Consider the following 21,375-nt stretch of genomic DNA (forward strand, 5'->3'; position numbering starts at 1 on the left):
ATTTAATTAGATTGTGTATTTGGATGAATTATTGTGAGTTTATCTAGTTTTATTGTGGCTTCTGGTTGCGTTATTGTGAGTTCGACTAGTTTTTTTGGCCTCGAGTTCGGTTCATAGGAAAAATGGTGCGCTGTGAACACACCTTTAATGAATCTCCTTTAAAACCTCTTTCAACCGATCAGGGTAATTCGTAAAAAGGCCTGTTGCACCCCATTCCAGTAGCTGCACCATTTGTTCTTTTTCATTCACCGTATAGACATGTAAGAGGAGCTCTGCATCTCGCACCATCGAGGCAAATTTTCTATCAACTAACTTCGCATTTACCCCAACTCCTGAGGCATATTCCTTTATTTTTTCCAACTGTTTTTTGGTAATAGCTTCCCCCTTCAACTGAATCAGAGGTATCGAAGGGGCTCTTTGATGAATTTGCTGTAGGCTCTCTTCACTAAAGGATTGAATAATAACAGATCCTTCCCGATTATTCGGGTCTAACAGATCATACTTTTTCAATGTTTTTAGTAATGAAGAGATCATACCTGGAGACTGAGATGGTTGTTTAATCTCTATATAATAATTCGCTTTCTTCCCAAAATGCTCGAATATTTCATCTAATGTAGGGACTTTTAATCCAACAAAATCTTTATTCGCTTTATCTGGATTGTTCTGATTATACCAAGCACCCGCATCAAGCTTCTGAAGTTCTGCTAATGTATACTCACTTACTAAACCACTTCCGTCCGTAGTTCGCGAAACATCGGGATCATGCATGGAAACAAGTCTGCCATCCTTCGTCATTTGCAAATCAATTTCCAAATAGTCGACTCCGATTTCCATTGCAAGCTGATAGGCCTTCATCGTATGCTCCGGTGCATGACCAGAAGCCCCACGGTGGGCAATGTTCAGCATTCGATTAGGGGACAACAAAGAGTCCTCTGTCCTATTCATTACAGTTACAGCTTCCTCCTTTTTCCCATCCCATATTGTATTTATCAACAAAAACATGAGTAAGATTATGATCCAACTTAACGATTTCCTCAAACAAACACCTTCTATAAGTAAGTATTTCAATCACTATTATAGCTATTTTTGTCCAAACAGAAAGAAAATATGAAATCTTTTACGAAAGCTTTACAGTTCCTAGCTTAGTAAATTTATCAAATATTTAACTTTTGGTTAATATCTCCTTAAAAAAACTCTTCTATACTATTTAGAGATGGGGATGCATATTGTTTCCATAGGTACTTAACTCATCCATCACCAGCTGATTATTTTTGATGGGAAGAAATTGGGGGATTACAATGAAAATCTTAATCACATCCGAATGGTATTCTCCTGTTATTAATGGAGTAGTGACATCTATCATCAACTTAAAAAAGGAATTACAGCACTTAGGTCATGATGTTCGTATACTCACCCTATCTAACCAAAAGAAATCATTTCGGCAAAATGAAGTGACATATATAAGCTCATTAGGCATTGGTAAAATATATCCAGGTGCTAGAATCACCTTATCCACCAATGATAAATATCTTGATGAATTAATAGCATGGCAACCGGATGTCATCCATACACAATGCGAATTTAGCACCTTCCGTTTAGCCAAGTATATAGCCAAACATTGTGGTGCACCCATTATCCATACTTATCATACCGTTTATGAGGATTACACCCATTATTTTTCTCCTAATCGCAAATGGGGAAAAGCGATGGTTGCCGTCTTTACCAAAAAAGTACTGAAGCATGCTACATATGTGATTGCGCCAACCGATAAGGTTCAATCGTTATTAAAAGGTTATGGGGTTACGCAAGAGATTAGTGTCATTCCAACAGGTATTTATTTACACCAATTCACGAAAAAAATACAAAATAGAACGAAACAACAGCTTAGGCAGCAGCTCGGCTTATCTCCAAACCAACGGCTCTTATTGTTTGTCGGCAGATTAGCAAAAGAAAAAAATTTAGAAGAAATCATTCGTTATTTTGCACGCTTAAATCGACAGAATCTCGTTTTATTGATTGTTGGGGGCGGTCCTCACAGACATTCACTTGAAAATTATGCTAATAAAAAGAATATCTCTGACCGCGTTATTTTTACTGGGATGGTATCACCGGAGCGAATAGCGACATACTACCAGATAGGCGATGCCTTTGTTAGTGCATCTAATAGTGAAACACAGGGACTAACCTATATTGAGGCATTAGCAAGTGGACTACCGGCTATTTGTCGCGAGGATCCTTGCTTGGACAATGTTATTGTGAATGAACGAAATGGGTGGCAGTATTCCTCCTATGAGGATTTTAAAGAAAAATTACAATGGCTTATTTCCGATAAGGAAGTATGGCAACAGTTTTCTAAAAACGCGGTAGAAAGCGCTGTGCGGAATTTTTCCTCGACTGCCTTTGCTCAAAACATCGAAAGCATTTATTTTCAGGCGATCAAGGAACACCCAAAAAATCACGATAGTCTGCCAAATTTTAATCAAAGTAGCTTGAATTCATGAAACTAAATCCAAAAACCATTAAAACGATTTATCATATCCTTACCATTCTAAGCTTAGTGGTTTGTCTTGCCTTTTTTATCTATGGCATACAAACAAAGCTTTTTTATTCAGAAGAGGCTCTAGAGGCCTTTCTAGATCCATTTGGTATTTGGGCGCCCATCTTCTTTATCCTTTTTCAATTTGTACAGGTGGTCTTCCCTATAGTACCAGGTGGGATTGGTTGTCTTGGTGGAATTCTAATCTTCGGACCAATCTTCGGCTTGCTTTATAACTATATCGGAATCTGCTTAGGTTCTCTAGCCGCTTTTTGCATAGCCAAAAAATATGGCCATACCGTACTGACCCTTTTCTTTAAAGAAAAGCTTCGAAATAAATATAGAAGCTGGGTAGAGCATAAACAATTTCCGCTACTTTTTGGTGTGGCGATTTTTATGCCGATTGCACCAGACGATTTTCTTTGTTACCTTGCTGGAACAACGAAAATGTCTTTTAAAAAGTTTACAGCTATTATTCTGATTGGAAAACCTCTCCCCATTGCTATTTATAGCTTTGGATTGGAACTATTATTTCGCTACATTTCATCTTTTGTTACATAGGGGGACATGTATTATGAAAGTGTTATTATATGCTGGCTCTGAAAGGCTAATTAGCAAAAGTGGAATCGGACAAGCTATGCGCCATCAGAAGAAAGCACTGGAGCTTTTGAATATTCCACATACAGCAAATCATCATGAGGACTTCGATATCGTCCATATCAATACGATCTTTCCTAACTCGCTAATGATGAGCTGGTGGGCGAAGCAAAAGGGGAAGAAGGTCGTATACTATGCCCATTCCACAATGGAGGATTTTCGCAATTCCTTTATTGGTTCCAATTGGTTAGCACCGCTTTTTAAGAAATGGATTACCTTTTGTTATAATCGAGCAGATATTATAATCACTCCTACAGATTATGCGCGACAAATACTATCTAGCTATAGGTTAAATCCTCCTATTTTCAGCTTGTCTAATGGGATTGATACAAGCTTCTTTCGCCCAACCACTGCTGCACGAAATCGCTTCAGAAAAAAATATCAAATATCTGAACAGGACAAGGTCATCCTTTCTGTTGGGCATTTTATGGAACGAAAAGGAATCTTAGATTTTATTGAGCTCGCGAGGCAAATGCCAGAGTACCGGTTTTATTGGTTTGGTTACACCCCTTTGAAATTGGTTCCTGCAAAGGTGAAGCATGCGATGAATCAAAATATCCCTAATCTATATTTCCCGGGCTATATTAATAGACAGGAGATTAGGGATGCTTACTGTGGAAGTGATCTATTTTTATTTTTGACTCATGAAGAGACAGAAGGGATTGTCTTACTTGAAGCATTGGCCGCGAAAACTCCTGTGTTAGTCCGAGATATTCCGATTTATAATAAATGGTTAACCAACGGGAAAACGGTCTACAAGGCAAAGCATTTTGATCAATTCAAAAGCATGATTAATGGAATGCTCGCAGGAGAATTAGGAGATTTGACGGAAAATGGATACAAGCTAGCATTAGAAAAAGATATTAAAAAAATCGGTGAGAAACTGTTAGAGTTGTATCAGTTTTAACCTTTTTTAATGGCCTTTTTCTTCTATAAATTGATAAACAAACATCATCTCTTCTTCGTAATTTTGCTCTATCTCAAAATATTTCGCATCATTTTGTATACATTTACGTTTCAGCTTATCGTGTTCTTCGATAAATTGAGTGATGGGCCTATCTTCTTTAGCTCCTCTATTTTCTATCACATTTCGGTATTTGATAATGCCTGAATCAAAATGATCTCGAATATAAGGAGTAGAGAAAATCAGGTAAAAGGAGATAATATCCTCAGGGTATTTCTTTCTTAGTGCCTCTACTTGTTCTGGTAAAAGATAACATCCCTCTATAATCCCACTTTGGTTGTTTTCTATCATTGTTTTGATCATTTCACGAATTATCGGCCATAATTTTTCCGTGATGATCTCATCCTCGTCAAGTGGAGTAAAGCCGCAATCACGATCACTTCGATAGATCCCCATCTTTAGGTGATCGATTGAAAAATATGGGATTCGGTATTTTTCTAAAAGCTTCTGTGCTAGAAAGGTCTTTCCCGTACAGCTTGTTCCGCCGATTAAGATAATCATTTAGCATCACCCTCCTGTTATTAAAAATCCTTCCTCACCGATTTACTGATTACCATAGCTGCAATCATAAAACCAATCATTCCTAAGAAAATAGGTACACCAATAAAGGAAAATAAATTCGTTCCATTTCCTACAGAGGAGGATAAGATGGCGATGATCAGAATGGATGAGGTAATCGTTGCTTGAACAGAATATTTGATCATGCCGAATGCTAGAGGAATCAGAGACATTCCTGCACAGGCTATGGCCATCACGATAAGATGAATGATTTTTTCACGTAAAAATTGGCTGGATAAGGGCTCCAATATGTAGCTATTTATCTCATTTATCCAGTAAAATCCAGTAAAAACAATGATGCCAGAGCTAACGATAAATAGAAAGGTTAGCATACTAACAACCATAAGTTTAGCAAATAGTAACTTTTTGCGGTTGACTGGATACATGAACAGAACAGAGACCGTCTTATCTCTAAACTCCTCGACAATTAGCTGAGAGAGTAGTACAGAGGCGTAAATAACAAATGCTGCGGCAACCATCAACTCCAAAAAGAAAAATACATCATCATAGCTCGTATAAAATTCCTTCGTTATTTCAGGATCAATTTCAAACAAAAGTAGTATACCGATGATCCCCGCATTGATCGATAGAAAGCTAATCCATACATTTCTTATGTTAACTCGTCTCATTTCCAGCTTCATAAGATTAACCATTTACTTCAACCCCTTCCATCAATTGTAGGAAATAATCCTCCAGAGACTGGTTTCTTTGATAAATCGAATCAATCCTTATCCTTCTCCTAACCATCGCCTCGACAATGTCACTCTGATTAACCTTATGATCATAAATCTGAAACACTCCTTTATCCTCACGCCATCTAAAATTAGTCAAATTCAATTCATTTTCAAGTACAAAAGCAGCTCCTGTATGATTAGAAACCATCAACTCTAGATGATCCGTTTGTTTATTTCGTATATCCTCTAAAGGAGCTTCTACCACTAATCTACCTTCACGAATCACACCAATCGTATCTGCGATTTGTTCCATTTCTGCAAGTATATGGCTAGAGATGATAAGTGTCATACCATATTGTCTACTAAGCTTGAAAAACAAATCACGGATTTCATGCATGCCGATTGGATCTAATCCATTTACCGGCTCATCAAGGATGAGAAATTCAGGCTTTGTAATAATCGCTCTTGCGATACCGAGCCTTTGCTTCATGCCTAAGGAAAACTCCTTAACTGGCTTTTTCTCCACATTAACTAGGTTTACGAGCTGTAGAGATTCAGCAATGGCTTCTTTTTTATAGTAGCCCATGTATTCACAATGAAGCTCGAGATTTTGTTCTGCCGAGAGCCTTTCATAAAAACGAGGGTATTCGATGATACTTCCAATCTTTTTTAACATTTCATACGATTGAGTCTGAAGCTTTTCCCCCATTATTTCTATTTCTCCCTCGGTTGGGCGAACTAAGCCTGTGATCATTTTCATTAAGGTCGTTTTCCCAGCACCATTCGGTCCTAAAAATCCATAAATCTCTCCACGCCGAACATTCATATTCACCTTCGAGACTACCTCTACTCCTCCATAGAGCTTCGTAAGCTGTCTGGTCCTAAGCATATAAGTCATGTAACATCCCCCTTACTTTGATTAGCTTCACTATATCAGAGGAAACCGTCATTTCTATTACGCAATTCTTACGATTTTCTTAAGTTAGAAAAGAAGCATTTAAGGCTTTAGGAAATTGAACCGTAAAAACGGTTTTCGTATAAGGCGTACTGGCATATGTAATTTGTCCGTTCATTTGTTCGGTTAAATGTTTAGCTATCGTTAGCCCGATTCCACTACCCTCTGCTTGTCGACTTCTGGAATCATTTAGTGTGTATAAACGCTCAAAGATTCGTTGCTTCTCTTGCTCTTTTATTCCTTTTCCGCGGTCTGATACCTTTAGATAGACATGGTCTTCATCCTGCTCCAAAGCAATCCCTACCATTTTTCCGTCCTTCCCATAGCGAATCGCGTTTGTTAATAAATTATCTAGTATCCGCGTAATCGCCTCTGGATCTGCGTAAAGGAAAATGGGTTCCTGAGGAATATCAGTTTCAACTGCAAAGCCTTTGGAGCTTAAGGTATCATAGTAGCCAACGATTGCTTTTGCACAAACCTCATTCAGATGAACTTTACGGATATCCAACTGCCAATCACCAGACTCTAATTTTGCTAGATCAAAAAATTTATTGATCAAATCTGACACTTCCAAAGCCTTCCGACGTACTTTAGTTAGAAGTGAACCTCGCTTTTGATCTGTCAATTTTTTGTCATACTCCATTGTTTCTAAATAGCCTAAAATGACGGTTAAAGGAGTTCTCAGATCGTGTGAGACATTCGATAACATCCGATTCATCGACATCCTCACCTTTGCATTATCTGCAATGTATTGATGGTGAAAATCCAGCAAGCGATTGATTTCGTTTAATAGATTTCTAAGCTCCTTTTCTTCTGTCATTAAAAGTAAGCGCTCAGCAGATGGATTCGAAATAATCTGATTCATTTTTTCTGTCATATAACTAAGCTGATATCTTATCTTCTTTTTTTCATGATATAGCTTAAAAACAAGCAGCAGCAGGACGACTATCACCACAATTAGTAGATAGATCATTGTCTCATCTCCAGTTTATATCCAATTCCCCAAATTGTTTTCACATACTTTGGGGAAGAGGGATTGTCTTCTATCTTACCTCTTAATCTTCGAATATGAACATTGATGACATTTTCGTCCCCATAATACGCTTCCTGCCAAACCTTTTCATAGAGCTGACCTTTTGTAAAGACTTGGTTCGGATTGGTTGCTAAAAGACGTAATATTTGAAACTCCTTTGCAGTTAAAGATATTTCGTCACCTTTTTTTCGTACAGTAAAGTTATTTAGATCTATCTCTAAATCGAATACCTTAACGATTTCTGGTGGATGGTTTTGACTATATTGCTTCGATCTTCTTAATGCAGCCTTCACCCTTGCTGTCATTTCGATTAACGAAAAAGGCTTTGCGATATAATCATCTGCCCCGAAGCCAAGCCCTAACGCCTTATCGACATCACTATCCTTTGCGGACATGATCAGAATAGGCAAGAGGCTCTCCTTTCTTATTTGCTGTAATACATCTATTCCGTTAGAGGTAGGAAGCATGAGATCTAATATGACTAAATCAAATTTATTTTGCGAAAATAGCGTGATGGCCTTCTGACCATCATCGACGGAAATAACCTCATAGCTCTCTTTTTGCAAATGATTGGCCACCATTTCTCGGATTTGTTGATCATCCTCAACTAATAATATCGATTCCTGCATTTCCATCCCTCTTCCTTAGCAAAAAATAACATTTATCCTTTTCATTATACTGTATCATCCTTCTGAAATATATTGCTAGATTAATAGTTTTCGATTCTTTTTTCAGTTATAATAACAGTCTAGGAGTGAAATAAAATGAACAAAAAAGATATAGCCAATATACGAAAGCAATTCAAGCTAGACAATGACTTATTGAAAATACATGATATTTTTAATGTGTATATCATGAAGGAGTCCAGCGAAATTTATCATCAGGAAAGTCAGCCCTTTGAAATGTTAGATCAAGACCAGCAGGAATTATTTATGAACAATTTCAAAAAAGTGCTGACAGGCACAATCGATGAAAAGTTATTTGAGCTGAAATTTCTATCCGGTATCGAAAATAGTAGTCAGCTTATTCTACATCAAGGTTTGTTAAGCAGTGAAACAGATGCCTGGAAGGAACAAATGCTACAAATAGTGGAGAAAATGCTTGATGAAAAGCAGTATGAAATGGATATTGTCGTCACCTTCATTCGCGGAGAATACTTAAAGCCAATGAAGCGTGGGAATGATGATGCCGAGGAAAGTAAACGAGATTCTGTCTATTCCCATTCCTTTATTCTATGTAGTTTAAATAAAACACAGGATCCAAAAAAAGAGCTCGTATTTGATTATGTAGAGAAGGAATTTAAATATAATGTAGTCGTTGACCCTGTGATTAATCTTAAGGCACCAGTTGGCGGTTTTCTATTCCCTTGTTTTACGGAAAATGCTGCTGATGTGAACCGTATTCTCTACGCTACAGGGAAGGCGAATGAACCAGATCCTCACTTCATTGAGGAGGTTTTAAATGCCGAGGAAACCTTGACTGCCAAGGATGATAAAATTGTATTCGAGGAAATTGTTCGCGACGCTGTTGGCCATCAAATTAATACATCGACCCTTGCTAGTATGTATGAGGAAATCAATCGTGTGGTGGAGGAAAATGAAGAGGAAGAGCCACCGAAGCTAGATTACAGGGATGTGGAGCAGGTATTGAAGACGAGTGGCCTAGAGGATGTGGACACAGAAAAGGTCGAAACAGCCTTTAAAAATGTAGTGGATGATAAGGGTTATGAGCTAAAAGCGAGAAACATTGTGCCAAAATTCACCTCAAAATCTATTAAGATTAATACAAAGATAGCTAATGTAGCAGTAAGTCCACAGGATTTGCGATTTGTTAAACAAATACAAATTGATGGAAGACGGTATTTAATGATTGAGGTTGAAGAGGACACCATTGTGGATGGATTTACGATGATTCCAGAAGTGTTTAAATAATCGCGTGAATGTTAAAATAAAAAACCCGGAAAAATATCCGGGTTCCTACTCTTTTAGTTAAATAAATATACCCTTGTTTCGTAAGGCTTTAATGTCATTTTTTCTACTAATTTCTCCTCTTCTACTTCATAATTGTGGAGAACAGGCTGTGAGGAAATAATAGAAACTTCAGCCGGAAGCTTACATTCCGTATGTTTTTCAGAGAAATTATTGATCACTAATGCCTTATTCTCGCCAAATGTACGAGTATAAACAAAGAGACTAGGGTGATCGGCTAACAGCAACTTGTAGCTTCCATAAACGAAAACCTCATTTTCTTTTCTTAACTTGATTAAAGCCTTATAAAAATTCAAAATGGAGTCAGGATCATTCATTTGATCCGAGACATTAATATCCACATAATTCGGGTTCAGCTTCATCCACGTTTTATTCGATGTAGTGAAGCCTGCCATTGCCCCAGCATGCCATTGCATAGGAGTACGGGAGTTATCGCGTCCTTGCTTCCAGATGACTTGCATAATATCCTCATGTGGACGTCCTTTTTCTGTTTCTAACTTATAGTAATTGATCATGCCGACATCATTATAATCCTCTATCGATGGAAACTGAACATTCGTCATACCGATTTCCTGACCCTGATAGATAAATGGGGTTCCTTTCATGAGGAAGTACAAGGCAGCTAGCATTTTAGCACTTTCCTTCCAAAGCTCTTGGTCATTTCCCCATGTGGACACTCGGCGAGGTTGATCGTGATTTTCGATAAATAAAGCATTCCAGCCTTTCCCTTCAAGACCTGCCTGCCACTTCGATAGATTTTCTTTTAATGCCTGCACATTTACAGTGCCGTCTCCATCCTTTTGCCATAGACCTAAAAATTCAAATTGAAAAATCATGTCAAAGTAGCCATGCTCTTCACTAACCCATTTGTCCGCATCCTCCAGCTTAACGCCATTCGCCTCTCCAACTGTCATAATATCGTAATTATGGATCGTTTTTTGTGCGAATTCTGATAGAAATGGATCAATCCCCTCGACATTCATCATTTTTGAAAAGGATGGTACATAGTCTAAATTTTTGGGATTTGGCATATCCTTTAAGCCAGGTTCCTTTTTGATATGGGAAATAGCATCAACGCGAAAGCCATCGACTCCTTTATCCAACCACCAGTTCACCATCTCATATAATGCTTCTCTTACATTAGGATTTTCCCAATTTAAATCTGGTTGACGTTCAGAGAAGATGTGCATAAAATATTGATCTGTTTTTTCATCATATTTCCATGCAGATCCGTTAAAGATCGATTCCCAATTATTTGGCTCCTTACCATTTTTGCCATCACGCCATATATACCAATCACGTTTTGGACTATCCTTTGAAGAGCGTGATTCGATAAACCATGGATGCTCATCACTCGTATGATTAATGACTAAATCTAAAATCAGCTTCATTTCCCGCTTATGCACTTCTTCTAGAAGTTCATCGAAATCGGCCATTGTCCCAAATTCGTCCATAATATCTTGGTAATCAGAAATATCGTAGCCATTATCATCATTTGGAGATTTATACATTGGACATATCCAGATGACATCGATTCCTAGGTCTTTCAAATAGTCGAGCTTTGATGTTACTCCTTTTAGATCTCCAATTCCATCCTCATTACTATCCATGAAGCTTCTCGGATAGATTTGATAGACAACACTTTCCTTCCACCACTTTCTACTGACAGTCCGCATCTCTATTCTCCTTTATCTTTTAATCTATTTGAAAAAATGGATGTATCCATTTTTTTATATGTTCGTCCATGCTTATCTGTTCCCTTACGATTTTGCTAAGGTTTCTCTGATTGTTCCAACCGACAATGCCCCAATTATGAGGAAAATTCCTGATAATAAGATCATGGCAGGCATCGACGACCCAAGTAATGGAAAAATGGCAAAGCTTACACAAGAGGCAATAATTTGTGGTAAACAAATACTACCATTGAACAAACCGAGATATGTCCCCATATTTTCCCCTGTTAATGCATTTGTAAGAATCGTAAATGGAAAGGTCATCATGGCTGCCCAAGCGATTCCTATTAGGGTAAAGGAGATAACTAAAAGCCATTGATGATGGATAAAGAATACGGAACTAAATCCGATTCCTCCAAGCACTAAACTAATCGCATAACCCAGCTTTCTTCTTTGGTTAGAAATACGTGATAGTACAAGTGACCATAGTACTGCAGCTACGGATTGTACTGCGGACAAGATGCCGAACCAGTTACCTGCAGCTTGATAAGCAGAGCTTGAAGGATCTGTCGTATTCCACACATTCGCCGCAACAGCACCTGTACCATATGTCCAAAGATATTGAAAGCCCATCCAACAAAACAATTGAACAAGTGTAACTGTCCAAAATACTTTTGGAGCACTGCGGAGTAAGCCAAACATACTCGTTTTTTTCTTATGCGCATCTTCTCTTATTCCGTGGTAAAGAGCATATTCCGAAGGGGAATATTCCTTCACCTTAAATACCGTAAATAAACTACAAATGATTAGAACTACCGCACCGACATAAAAGGAAATAACCACTGATGGTGGGACAACTCCCTTAGGCGCAGTGTTGGAAACACCTACTGCAGTTAGTAAAAATGGGAAAATACAAGCTAAAACAGCCCCGCTATTCGATAGGAAGCTTTGGATCGAATAAGCGAATCCTTTTTGCTTTTCATTGACCATATCTCCTACCATCATCTTAAATGGCTGCATTGCAACATTAGATGAGAGATCCATAAATAAAATCGTTACCGCCCCAAACATTAAAGCAAGCATGGAACCAAACCCAAAACCAAAGCTTCCCGCATTCGGCAATAAACACATAACTATTACAGAGACAATGGAACCAACGAGTAAATAAGGGATTCTCCGGCCGAGCCTCGGCATCCACGTTCGATCGGATAAATAACCAACAATCGGTTGAACGACTAACCCTGCAAGTGGCGGTAATATAAAGAAAAATCCTAATTTAGTAGGATCTGCTCCAATCGTTTGAAAAATTCGCCCCATGTTGGCACTTTGCAAGGAGAATGCCATTTGTACTCCTAAAAAACCAAAACTAATCAACCATATCGTACTGATTGGTAGATTCGGTAATTGTTGTTTTACATTGCTTTCTTCTTCTGTCTTAATTTCTTCTGCTAACATAATATCCTCCTTAAACCTAAACCTCTCATTTATCCGCTTTCAAAATGCAATCGATTGCACATAAGCTTTCATTTGTTCTAAATGGTTTTTTGTTACGATATATAAATACTATTACTTTTTTAATCGAGCAATTCATATTATATCTGAAATTATTTTATAGCGCAATCGATTGCATTAATGTTCCGAATATTTCTTTTTTCTATAAATCTATTTTGATTAGCATATGAGGGGCTGTTTGCAATATATCTTGGTGAACGCTCCTCTTCCTAGCTAGATTGCCAAGATATATCTTTTTATCTTGACTATCTCTCCTCTCCATAGCGAGATGAGCAAAATATATTTTTTCGACAACCTGTTCTTCACTAAGTTGATGTTTTTCTTTTTTCATGATATAGTCTATGAAACTATATGGATATTTCTCATCCAGAGAGGGGGAGGGACTGACCCTATGATCTCTCGGCAACCAACTTTTATTCAAAGTATGGTGCCAACTTCAGACGTATTTTAATACGAAAGATGAGAAGGAAAGCAATTATACTATCGGTAATCAGCCCTTCTCCCCTTTTTAGAGAAGGGCTTTTTCACATCTTACTTTAGGAGGCAAGCATGGCTATTCACACATTTAAAGCAACAGCAACATTAAAGGAAAAGGTTTTAGTAGAAACGGAATCCCGAGGACATAAGGTGATGGTTGACGAACCTGCATCCCTTGGTGGCACTGATACTGCAATGAACCCAGTAGAATTATTACTTTCTGCATTAGGATCCTGCCAATCGATTGTGGCACGTACGTATGCTGAAAAATTTGATATTGATCTAAAGAATTTCCGTGTTGAATTAGAAGGGGATATTGATCTGGACGGATTTTTCGATAAGGGGGATGTGCGCCCAGGATATTCGGAAATAAGCTCAACCTTTTACATTGATACTGATGCTCCAAAAGAAAAAGTGGAGGAATTTGTCACATTTTTAGAGGAGCATTGTCCAGTAGGTGATACGATTCAAAACCTTGTTAATCTTTCCTCTACCACTGTCATAAAAAAATAACCATCTCTCCTTGAGATGGTTATAACTTCCATATCCCGATCAAATTCACATACACTACGAGAATCGTGACCGGTACAATCCAAGTCATGACAACTCTCCAGATTCGATACCAGCCATTGGATAGGTTGTTAGACATCTTAAACTGCTCTTCCACCAGCGCTTTATCCATTCGATGAATGATAAACATCGCAATAAGTAAGCTTCCGAGTGGTAGCAAAATATTACTCACTAAATAATCTGTTGCATCAAATACTGTTTTATTAAAGACCATGAAATCCTTTAGAATACTGGAGGACAGGGCTGCTGGAATACCCGCAATGAACATAACAAGTCCTGAAATCCAGGTCACTTTCTTTCTCGATCTTTTTCCATTTTCCGTGAAGGCAGATACGATAATTTCTAATAAACTAAAGGAGGACGTTAAAGTCGCAAATAAAAATAATAATAAGAATAGACAGAAGAATACTTCCCCGAAAGGAATTTGAGCAAATACTGTCGGCAAAATAATAAACAATAAGCCCGGCCCTTCTGTAGGCTCAATTCCAAAGGCAAACACTGCCGGGAAAATAGCTAATCCCGCTAATAAGGAGACGAAAATATTCATCACGACAACAGAGGAAGCAGATGCCGGGATACTCACTTCTTTTCCTAAATAAGAGCTATAGGTAACCATACAAGAAAAACCCACTGCTAGAGCAAAAAAGGATTGACCAAGCGCATAGAGAATTCCCTCTCCTGTTAGGCTAGAAAAATCTGGATTTAGAATAAAAGAGATCCCTTCCGCAGCCCCTTCTAGAGTGAGGGAACGAACGACAAGGATAATAAAAAATAAAAACAATAATGGCATCATATATTTATTCGCTTTTTCAATCCCATTCTTTATTCCAAAAGAAATGACAACAACATTAATGAGTAAAAACAGCGCTAACCCTGTTAACGTAATGACGGGCGAGGAGGTGACAGCGCCAAATAATTGCTCATAATTCGCTCCATCCTTAATTACTTGACCAACAACAGACTGAGCACTATAAATCAAGACCCAACCACCTACCACACTATAAAAGGAAAGCAATAGAAAGCAGCCTAATACACCTAGCTGACCGATCATTTTCCAATGGCTATTTGGCGCTAAGGTTCTATAAGCCGTGATCGCTTCTTTTTTCGCGCCACGCCCAATTACAAATTCTGATATTAGCATCGATAATCCAATCACAAGGGTGAAGACAATGAATAATAGGAAAAATGCTGCTCCTCCATTTAGTCCTGCCTGATATGGAAACTTCCAAATGGCACCTAGTCCAATCGCAGCACCAGCGGAAGCCATAATAAACCCAATTTTGGATGACCATTGTTCACGCATCGCAAACACTCCTTTTCATATAAAGACTATTATAAACTTTATATGGTCTTAAGGGAAGTGTAGGATTGTTCCTTGATTAGATTAAAAACATCGTAGGTAGAAGTAGGATGAATATCGCAAACAATGGATATAAACCAAGCTTGATCGTAGACTTCTCATGTATGGAAAGGAACTCCAAAGGACTCTTCACAGGCTTACAGATCCAGTCTGCTAGCTGATCTAGCTTGTTTTTTTTCAGTGGTATCTGAGGGATTTCTACATGAAACTCCTCTAACCTTTCTTTGAGCTCTTCTGGTATTTCTTTTTTATTCATGCCGTTCCCTCCAATAGCTCTTTTAATCTTTTCAACGAAGCATGTAATCTTGATTTGACGGTCCCAATAGGTATTTCTAGTATTTTCGCAATTTCTTTTTGACTTAAATCATGATAATAGGTTAATAAAATGATTGCACGCTGATGCTCAGGTAATTGCTTGATAGCTTCTTGGATCGTAAGTTTATCAATAGACGACATGCTTTCATGTTGGGCTTCTTTCTGGTATAAAAATGGCAAAAGCTTCTTCCAGCGTTGCCTCTTATTCAACCGATTAATCATCAATTGATAGGCCATGCGAAATAAATAGGTCTTGATCGAGGATTTTCTCGCATCAAATTGATGTTGATATTTATGAAAACGCAAAAAGGTATCCTGGACGATATCAATACTTAGCTGCTCCTCCTGACAGTAACGGTAGATAAAAAGATAGATAGGGGTTTTGTAAGAAACGAACAATTCCTCAAGGCTGTATTGTTCTTCTTGCTCCGCCTTATTCAAATTCATCTGGCCACCGTTTTTTTATTCCCTTAAGTACATAAACAATTCTAGAGATAAGCCAAATAATGGTGAGTAAAGAAAATATAGCGGTCTGATGAAGAAAAAATTGCACCCAAGGGCTTTCAATATTATCTCCGCGAAGTAAAACAATACATAAACCAATCAGGCAGAGATACGTATATCCTGCAACTACAATATTAATATTATCCCATCTCGTCCATTGAAAATAAATATCTGTTTTCTTAAAATCAATTTTGCCTTGTGAATCCTTGACCACCTTTTTGTTTAACGTAGCGATAAATATTGCGAAAACATTTCCTAAGATCACCACAACAACTGTACTGATTAACCAACCTAATGTCATATTGTCCTTCCTTTCCTTCTTCTACTTACTTATACAAGTAAGTAGATAGAAAGGTTCACTTCTAATTTTTATTTGGACCAAATACACGTTTATCACTAGAGGATGTCTTCTTTCCTTTCAACCTTTTCGACAGGGTCTCCTTCCAGCTTTCCGCTAAGAATGGACAGGAAGCTAGTTCCTCTACGAGAGCTAAATCATCTTTTTTACGATACATCACTTCATTACATTGAGCAATCGTCCATTTAGGGTAAGGTCGCTCTAGCAAAATTAATTCCTGTTCTGCTTGAACATAGCCTTCTTCCAATACGCGAAAATACCACCCTGTTCTACCTGTCTCCTGTATCTGCAGAGCAAAATCCATGATGCGATATCGTCTTGCAGGCTTCCAGCACGGCCTTCTCGGTTGAGCCACTTGGATAACTGCCTCACCAAATCGGTAGGTGTCTCCTATACAAACACGCTGTTCATCTAAAGATTCTACCGCTAAATTTTCCCCCATTGCACCTATTCCAATCTTTTCTATCCCTTGTTCTTTGCGCCAATAGTCATAATGATGGGTTGAATAGGCAAAAATTGCTTTTTCCAGACCACCATGATTTTTCGTATCTGCTACCTCATCACCTGCTAGTCCCGTTTTGCTAAGCCACTTCCTCCCTTCTACACTTTGCTTAAAAATAGCACTCTCCCATTCACGATCCATTTTGTCTTTAGCTTCTGGACTTCCTAATTTTTTCACTTTGCCTGTTAATAATTTTCGAATAATTGGTGGGTTCATTTCATCTCTCCTCTGACAGAATTATGTAAGGTAATATCTATTCTATGGAAATTTCTAAAATTTTTAAAGAAGCTTCTTTAATTTTTCTGGTTATCTGTTAAAAATCAAAACGATATAATAAGAGTTGTGGTTCTTATGTAAGCGTTTAAAAAGAAGGGAGATTGCTTAATGAGTAAGAATTTTAAGAAAATGACATCATTACTGCTTATATCTTTATTAGTTTTACCAGCTGGATGGATGCCCTCTACTATCCATGCACAGGAAAAGGAAGATATCCCTGTCCTTCTTTATCATCGGATCGTGGAGAATCCGACAATTGAATGGACAGATACTAGTTTGGAAAAATTTAAAGAAACCATGGCATATTTGCATCAGAATGGCTATAATACGTTATCGTCAGAGCAATATGTTCGTATCATGAATGGGGAGGAAGAAGCTCCAGAAAAACCAATCTTGTTAACCTTTGATGATGCTACTCCTGATTTCGTAACAAACGCACTACCTATTTTGAAGCAATATAACATGCAGGCCGTGCTATTTGTTGTTAGTGATTGGATTGATGGAGATTATAGCATGTCAAAGGATCAGTTAGAAAGTCTTGTAAATGAAGAAAGCATCAGTCTAGAAAACCATTCGAAAACACATGATCAAGAGTACGTTTGGCATCAAGAGATTGCCATAGAGCAAGCATCAGCTGAAATTGCTGCAGCTAATCAATATTTGAAATCTATCACTAACAAAGATCCTGTACTTATGGCGTATCCATATGGTACTTACAACGGGGAAGCAGAAGCAGCTAATAAAGAAAATGGTATAAAATATGCCTTTAAAGTAGGTTATCCAGATGGCAGTCCTTATGCAATGGGTCGACATTATGTCTTAATGGATACAACGCTCGAGGAAATCGCGCAATGGATTGGTGGTCCAGCTCCAGAAGAAAAACCAGAGGAGCAAGAGCCTCCTGTCCAACAATTTTCGACCATCGATTATGAGGACCAATCAATGGAAGGAATCGAGGGTAGATCTGGTACAGAAGTTCTGGCTGTAACCGATGAAGCTAATCACACAGAAGGCGGTTCCTTTGCACTAAAAGTAGAAGAAAGAACAGAGACATGGCACGGTCCCGCATTGCGAGTCGATCCATATATAGATACGGGAGAGGAATACAACATTTCTGTGTGGGTGAAGCTGCTCTCAGAAGAAAGCACTGAGTTACAGCTTTCCACACAGGTTGGGCAAGGTGACAATGCAAGCTATCATAATTTGGATGGAAAAACGATCACTACAGAAGATGGTTGGGTACAGCTACAAGGGAGTTATCGATATAATAGTACAGGAGATGGTTACTTAACCATTTATGTCGAGAGCACAAGCAGTACAGCTTCCTTCTATATGGATGATATTACATTTGAACCAGCTAATTCTGGTGGTACGGATATTGAGAAGGATTTACCTTCTATAAAGGATGTCTATAAGGATGATTTTCTCATCGGTAATGCTATTTCCACCGCAGAATTAGAAGGCTCTCGACTCGAGCTCTTAAAAAAGCACCATCAGTTAGTAACAGCCGAGAATGCGATGAAGCCAGCCTATGCTTATAATGAGCAGCGAAAATTTGATTTTACAGCAGAAGATGAGCTTGTAGACAAAGCACTAGAGGAAGGCTTTCAAATCCATGGACATGTGCTTGTTTGGCACCAGCAGTCAGAGGAATGGCTCCATTCTGACGAAAATGGTCAACCATTGAGCAGAGAAGAGGCACTAAACAATCTAAGAAAGCATGTCCAAACAACAGTGGAGCACTTTGGTCCAAATGTAATCTCATGGGATGTCGTGAATGAGGCGATGAACGATAATCCTCCGAATCCATCTGATTGGAAGGCATCCTTACGCCAATCTGGCTGGTATAAGGCTATTGGACCTGATTATATTGAACAGGCTTTTCGTGCAGCAAAAGAAGTAATAGAAGAAAACGACTGGAATATTCCACTATACTACAATGATTATAATGATGATAATCAAAATAAAGCAGAAGCAATCTACCAAATGGTCAAAGAGATTAACGAAAACTATGGAGCAGAAAATAACGGAGAGCTATTGATTGATGGCATTGGCATGCAGGCACACTATAATTTGAATACAAACCCTGAAAATGTCCGACGTTCTTTAGAGAAATTTATTTCTCTCGGTGTAGAAGTCGGGGTGACTGAGCTAGACATTACAGCTGGTACTAATAATGAACTTACGGAGGGACAGGCAAATGCGCAGGGCTATTTATATGCCCAGCTGTTTAAGCTCTATAAGGAACACAAGGAGCATATTTCTCGTGTTACCTTCTGGGGATTGAATGATGCTACAAGCTGGAGAGCAGAACAAAGCCCATTATTGTTTGATAAAAATTTACAAGCAAAACCAGCCTATTATGCCGTCATCGATCCAGAAAAATTCCTCGCTGAGCATGAGCCAGAGGAAAAAGAAGCAAATCAAGGCACCGCAGCATTCGGGGCTCCAAAGATCGATGGTACAGTTGATGATTCATGGAGCAATGCAGCCGAGCTTCAGGTGAATCGGTATCAAATGGCATGGCAAGGGGCAAATGGTACTGCAAAAGCACTCTGGGATAAGGAAAATTTATATGTACTAGTAGAAGTAAAGGATTCTGCACTTGATAAAACAAGTGAAAATGCCTGGGAGCAGGATTCCATTGAAGTCTTTGTCGATGAGAACAATGGGAAGACTTCTTATTACGAAGTGGATGACGGGCAATACCGAGTTAATTTTGACAACGAAGCATCTTTTAATCCTGGAAGTATTGCCGAAGGGGTTAAGTCTGCAACAAACCAAACGCATGATGGTTATATCGTTGAGGTTAAGATTCCTTTTAAAACAATCACACCAGTAAATGAAACAAAAATTGGATTCGATGTCCAAATTAATGATGGAAATGAAGGTGCGCGCCAAAGTATCGCAACTTGGAATGACACCACAGGCACAAGCTATCAGGATACATCAGTTTTTGGTGAATTAACTCTGAAAGGTGTGGAAACCCCTGAGGAACCAGACATCGAAAAGCCGGATGATGAACCAACTCCGAAAAATCCAGGTCAGGAAAAACCGGAGCTTGAACCCAATGTTATAACCAAGCCAAAGGTAGAGGATAATCAGGCCACGGTGAATGATGCCATTTTCGACCAATTAGCATATAATGGTGAATTAATTATTGATTTAAGCGAACATAGCTCTTCGATAGCCATTTTTTTAACAGAGGAGCAAGTGAAGCTGTTAAAGCAACTTCATGCGTTAATCATGATAAAAAAGAAGGACGTCACCCTTCAAATACCTGCATCCATTTTTACAAACGGCAATCAAGCTGTGGACATTATTCTCCAAAAATTAGAACAAATAGAAGATGCCTTAAGTGCCGTCTATGATTTCAACATCATTCAAGGCGACAAGGAAATAAGTGAATTTGATTCTAATATCATAGTTTCCTTTGTTGTCAACAAAGCCGTGGCCGAACACTCAAATTCTCTAAAAATCTTCTATTTAAATCCACAATTAGAGAAATGGGAAGTAGTAGGCGGAGAATATAAGAATGGCAACGTGACAGCAAAAATCGATCACTTTAGCACATTTACCGTATTTGAAGAAGATATGGAAACGATGGTTGACGCTAAGGAAGAGAAGGAATTACCAGATACCTCGACTAGTACGTTCAACTTTTTATTAGGTGGATTGATTTTACTACTGATAGGAGCAAGTACTTTCTTGTTTAAGAGAAAGAGGAAGAGAGAGATTTAATTATTCACAGCCTCCGTCGTAACGAGGGAGGCTGTGATTTTGATTTTTGCAAGTGGGTCTTGCTTTTTTGCAGCTGCGTGGATTTTTTTTGCAAGTTGCTTCCGCTTTTTTGCGTCTGTGTGAATATTTTTGCAACTTGCTCCCACTTTTTTGCAGCTGAGCGAATTTTTTTGCAAGTTGCTCCTACTTTTTTGCAACTACTCCCACAGCTTACTTTTATCCATATACTGTGCTAATTCCTTACTTGATGCTTTTCTTTGTTTCCTTGCTTCGACACGTTGTTCTGCTGTTCGGTGTAAGTATTTTTCTTCTTCTGTTTCTGGTATAACGCCTGGGACTGGAACTGGTTTCCCATCTTCCCCAACGGCTACAAAAGTTAAAAAAGCTGTTGCCGCAATGGTTCGCTCGGCTGTTAAAAGGTTTTCGGCTATCACTTTGACAAAAACCTCCATCGAGCTAGTTCCTGCCCATGTGACGAAGGACTCTAAACAGACTGACTCTTCAGTGCTTATAGGTGCTAGAAAATCAACTGAGTCAGTAGACGCTGTAACAACAGGTTTTCTTGAATGCCTCATCGCGGAAACGGATGCAATGTCATCAATATAACTCATTAGTTTGCCACCAAAAAGTGTTCCATGATTATTCGTATCGGAAATGAATACATGACATACCTTAATTGCTAATGATTCTCGTACAAAAGATTTTTCCATTCCATCACCTCA

At 38.4% G+C, this 21,375-nt stretch carries 20 protein-coding genes and 1 riboswitch; of the genes, 6 read left to right on the forward strand and 14 right to left on the reverse strand.

Annotated features, from left to right (window positions below; all coding sequences use genetic code 11):
* Positions 1-144: 144 nt before the first annotated feature.
* Entirely contained in the window at positions 145-945 is an 801-nt protein-coding gene (locus tag DLJ74_RS02365) for a glycerophosphodiester phosphodiesterase (protein WP_181397413.1), read from the reverse strand.
* 353 nt (positions 946-1,298) lie between these two features.
* Between DLJ74_RS02365 and DLJ74_RS02370 the strand changes: the two genes are divergently transcribed.
* The 3 genes from DLJ74_RS02370 to DLJ74_RS02380 are packed head-to-tail and all read left to right on the forward strand — an operon-like array spanning position 1,299 to position 4,100.
* Entirely contained in the window at positions 1,299-2,501 is a 1,203-nt protein-coding gene (locus tag DLJ74_RS02370; RefSeq protein WP_109983199.1) for a glycosyltransferase family 4 protein, read from the forward strand.
* On the forward strand, positions 2,498-3,097 hold the full coding sequence (locus tag DLJ74_RS02375; protein WP_109983200.1) for a TVP38/TMEM64 family protein: 600 nt from the start codon (positions 2,498-2,500) through the stop codon (positions 3,095-3,097). Before DLJ74_RS02370 ends, DLJ74_RS02375 begins: the two co-directional genes overlap by 4 nt.
* A 13-nt stretch (positions 3,098-3,110) precedes the next feature.
* Positions 3,111-4,100, forward strand: coding sequence for an LTA glycolipid anchor biosynthesis glycosyltransferase, IagA/BgsA family (locus tag DLJ74_RS02380; RefSeq protein ID WP_109983201.1), 990 nt, complete (start codon positions 3,111-3,113; stop codon positions 4,098-4,100).
* A gap of 6 nt (positions 4,101-4,106) precedes the next feature.
* Here the strand turns inward: DLJ74_RS02380 and DLJ74_RS02385 are convergent, their stop codons facing one another.
* The 5 genes from DLJ74_RS02385 to DLJ74_RS02405 form a co-directional block, all read right to left on the reverse strand.
* On the reverse strand, positions 4,107-4,658 hold the full coding sequence (locus DLJ74_RS02385) for a P-loop NTPase family protein (RefSeq protein WP_054860070.1): 552 nt from the start codon (positions 4,656-4,658) through the stop codon (positions 4,107-4,109).
* Positions 4,659-4,678: 20 nt separating this feature from the next.
* The gene (locus tag DLJ74_RS02390) at positions 4,679-5,368 is read right to left on the reverse strand and encodes an ABC transporter permease (protein ID WP_054860069.1); all 690 of its coding nucleotides are present in this window, start codon (positions 5,366-5,368) and stop codon (positions 4,679-4,681) included.
* A complete protein-coding gene (locus DLJ74_RS02395) occupies positions 5,361-6,287 on the reverse strand; it encodes an ABC transporter ATP-binding protein (protein ID WP_109983202.1) in 927 nt (308 codons plus the stop codon). The genes DLJ74_RS02390 and DLJ74_RS02395 overlap by 8 nt, the downstream gene beginning before the upstream one ends.
* 79 nt (positions 6,288-6,366) lie before the next feature.
* Entirely contained in the window at positions 6,367-7,317 is a 951-nt protein-coding gene (locus DLJ74_RS02400; protein ID WP_109983203.1) for a sensor histidine kinase, read from the reverse strand.
* Positions 7,314-8,006: a response regulator transcription factor gene (locus tag DLJ74_RS02405; RefSeq protein ID WP_109983204.1), complete on the reverse strand. Its 693-nt coding sequence runs from the start codon at positions 8,004-8,006 to the stop codon at positions 7,314-7,316. Before DLJ74_RS02405 ends, DLJ74_RS02400 begins: the two co-directional genes overlap by 4 nt.
* Positions 8,007-8,141: 135 nt before the next feature.
* On the opposite strand from DLJ74_RS02405, the gene DLJ74_RS02410 reads away from it, so the two are divergent.
* Positions 8,142-9,308 carry a DUF4317 domain-containing protein gene (locus DLJ74_RS02410; RefSeq protein WP_109983205.1) on the forward strand — a complete coding sequence of 389 codons (1,167 nt, stop codon included), beginning with the start codon at positions 8,142-8,144 and terminating at the stop codon, positions 9,306-9,308.
* A 53-nt stretch (positions 9,309-9,361) separates the two neighbouring features.
* Here the strand turns inward: DLJ74_RS02410 and DLJ74_RS02415 are convergent, their stop codons facing one another.
* A complete protein-coding gene (locus tag DLJ74_RS02415; RefSeq protein ID WP_109983206.1) occupies positions 9,362-11,041 on the reverse strand; it encodes a glycoside hydrolase family 13 protein in 1,680 nt (559 codons plus the stop codon).
* A gap of 84 nt (positions 11,042-11,125) precedes the next feature.
* Entirely contained in the window at positions 11,126-12,493 is a 1,368-nt protein-coding gene (locus DLJ74_RS02420) for an SLC45 family MFS transporter (protein ID WP_109983207.1), read from the reverse strand.
* A 416-nt stretch (positions 12,494-12,909) separates the two neighbouring features.
* A riboswitch (SAM riboswitch) is annotated at positions 12,910-13,016 on the forward strand.
* Between the two features lie 83 nt (positions 13,017-13,099).
* Here DLJ74_RS02420 and DLJ74_RS02425 point away from each other — a divergent pair.
* A complete protein-coding gene (locus tag DLJ74_RS02425; RefSeq protein ID WP_109983208.1) occupies positions 13,100-13,540 on the forward strand; it encodes an OsmC family protein in 441 nt (146 codons plus the stop codon).
* A 19-nt stretch (positions 13,541-13,559) separates the two neighbouring features.
* On the opposite strand, the gene DLJ74_RS02430 is transcribed toward DLJ74_RS02425, so the two are convergent.
* The 5 genes from DLJ74_RS02430 to DLJ74_RS02450 all read right to left on the reverse strand — a co-directional run bounded on the left by DLJ74_RS02430 (position 13,560) and on the right by DLJ74_RS02450 (position 16,852).
* Positions 13,560-14,900 carry a sodium-dependent transporter gene (locus tag DLJ74_RS02430; RefSeq protein ID WP_425454559.1) on the reverse strand — a complete coding sequence of 447 codons (1,341 nt, stop codon included), beginning with the start codon at positions 14,898-14,900 and terminating at the stop codon, positions 13,560-13,562.
* Positions 14,901-14,976: 76 nt separating this feature from the next.
* Positions 14,977-15,213, reverse strand: coding sequence for a hypothetical protein (locus tag DLJ74_RS02435; RefSeq protein ID WP_054860066.1), 237 nt, complete (start codon positions 15,211-15,213; stop codon positions 14,977-14,979).
* Entirely contained in the window at positions 15,210-15,719 is a 510-nt protein-coding gene (locus DLJ74_RS02440) for an RNA polymerase sigma factor (RefSeq protein ID WP_109983210.1), read from the reverse strand. Before DLJ74_RS02440 ends, DLJ74_RS02435 begins: the two co-directional genes overlap by 4 nt.
* Positions 15,706-16,077 (reverse strand): hypothetical protein, encoded by a 372-nt coding sequence (locus tag DLJ74_RS02445; protein ID WP_109983211.1) that lies wholly within the window; start codon positions 16,075-16,077, stop codon positions 15,706-15,708. The genes DLJ74_RS02440 and DLJ74_RS02445 overlap by 14 nt, the downstream gene beginning before the upstream one ends.
* 61 nt (positions 16,078-16,138) lie before the next feature.
* A complete protein-coding gene (locus tag DLJ74_RS02450; RefSeq protein ID WP_109983212.1) occupies positions 16,139-16,852 on the reverse strand; it encodes an MOSC domain-containing protein in 714 nt (237 codons plus the stop codon).
* Between the two features lie 168 nt (positions 16,853-17,020).
* Between DLJ74_RS02450 and DLJ74_RS02455 the strand changes: the two genes are divergently transcribed.
* Complete coding sequence (locus DLJ74_RS02455) at positions 17,021-20,653, forward strand: endo-1,4-beta-xylanase (protein WP_109983213.1); 3,633 nt, start codon at positions 17,021-17,023, stop codon at positions 20,651-20,653.
* Between the two features lie 197 nt (positions 20,654-20,850).
* Here the strand turns inward: DLJ74_RS02455 and DLJ74_RS02465 are convergent, their stop codons facing one another.
* Positions 20,851-21,363: an acyl-CoA thioesterase gene (locus DLJ74_RS02465; protein ID WP_109983215.1), complete on the reverse strand. Its 513-nt coding sequence runs from the start codon at positions 21,361-21,363 to the stop codon at positions 20,851-20,853.
* Positions 21,364-21,375: the final 12 nt, after the last annotated feature.

The organism is Gracilibacillus dipsosauri (assembly GCF_003176895.1).
Lineage (GTDB): Bacteria > Bacillota > Bacilli > Bacillales > Amphibacillaceae > Gracilibacillus > Gracilibacillus dipsosauri.

Coding starts and splice junctions, on each gene's coding strand:
- DLJ74_RS02380 (WP_109983201.1), top strand. CDS start 3,111: ATGAAAGTGTTATTATATGCTGGCTCTGAAAGGCTAATTAGCAAAAGT.
- DLJ74_RS02430 (WP_425454559.1), bottom strand. CDS start 14,900: ATGCGTGAACAATGGTCATCCAAAATTGGGTTTATTATGGCTTCCGCT.
- DLJ74_RS02370 (WP_109983199.1), top strand. CDS start 1,299: ATGAAAATCTTAATCACATCCGAATGGTATTCTCCTGTTATTAATGGA.
- DLJ74_RS02385 (WP_054860070.1), bottom strand. CDS start 4,658: ATGATTATCTTAATCGGCGGAACAAGCTGTACGGGAAAGACCTTTCTA.
- DLJ74_RS02420 (WP_109983207.1), bottom strand. CDS start 12,493: ATGTTAGCAGAAGAAATTAAGACAGAAGAAGAAAGCAATGTAAAACAA.
- DLJ74_RS02390 (WP_054860069.1), bottom strand. CDS start 5,368: ATGGTTAATCTTATGAAGCTGGAAATGAGACGAGTTAACATAAGAAAT.
- DLJ74_RS02405 (WP_109983204.1), bottom strand. CDS start 8,006: ATGCAGGAATCGATATTATTAGTTGAGGATGATCAACAAATCCGAGAA.
- DLJ74_RS02395 (WP_109983202.1), bottom strand. CDS start 6,287: ATGACTTATATGCTTAGGACCAGACAGCTTACGAAGCTCTATGGAGGA.
- DLJ74_RS02415 (WP_109983206.1), bottom strand. CDS start 11,041: ATGCGGACTGTCAGTAGAAAGTGGTGGAAGGAAAGTGTTGTCTATCAA.
- DLJ74_RS02450 (WP_109983212.1), bottom strand. CDS start 16,852: ATGAACCCACCAATTATTCGAAAATTATTAACAGGCAAAGTGAAAAAA.
- DLJ74_RS02375 (WP_109983200.1), top strand. CDS start 2,498: ATGAAACTAAATCCAAAAACCATTAAAACGATTTATCATATCCTTACC.
- DLJ74_RS02400 (WP_109983203.1), bottom strand. CDS start 7,317: ATGATCTATCTACTAATTGTGGTGATAGTCGTCCTGCTGCTGCTTGTT.
- DLJ74_RS02365 (WP_181397413.1), bottom strand. CDS start 945: ATGAATAGGACAGAGGACTCTTTGTTGTCCCCTAATCGAATGCTGAAC.
- DLJ74_RS02465 (WP_109983215.1), bottom strand. CDS start 21,363: ATGGAAAAATCTTTTGTACGAGAATCATTAGCAATTAAGGTATGTCAT.
- DLJ74_RS02455 (WP_109983213.1), top strand. CDS start 17,021: ATGAGTAAGAATTTTAAGAAAATGACATCATTACTGCTTATATCTTTA.
- DLJ74_RS02440 (WP_109983210.1), bottom strand. CDS start 15,719: ATGAATTTGAATAAGGCGGAGCAAGAAGAACAATACAGCCTTGAGGAA.
- DLJ74_RS02425 (WP_109983208.1), top strand. CDS start 13,100: ATGGCTATTCACACATTTAAAGCAACAGCAACATTAAAGGAAAAGGTT.
- DLJ74_RS02410 (WP_109983205.1), top strand. CDS start 8,142: ATGAACAAAAAAGATATAGCCAATATACGAAAGCAATTCAAGCTAGAC.
- DLJ74_RS02445 (WP_109983211.1), bottom strand. CDS start 16,077: ATGACATTAGGTTGGTTAATCAGTACAGTTGTTGTGGTGATCTTAGGA.
- DLJ74_RS02435 (WP_054860066.1), bottom strand. CDS start 15,213: ATGAATAAAAAAGAAATACCAGAAGAGCTCAAAGAAAGGTTAGAGGAG.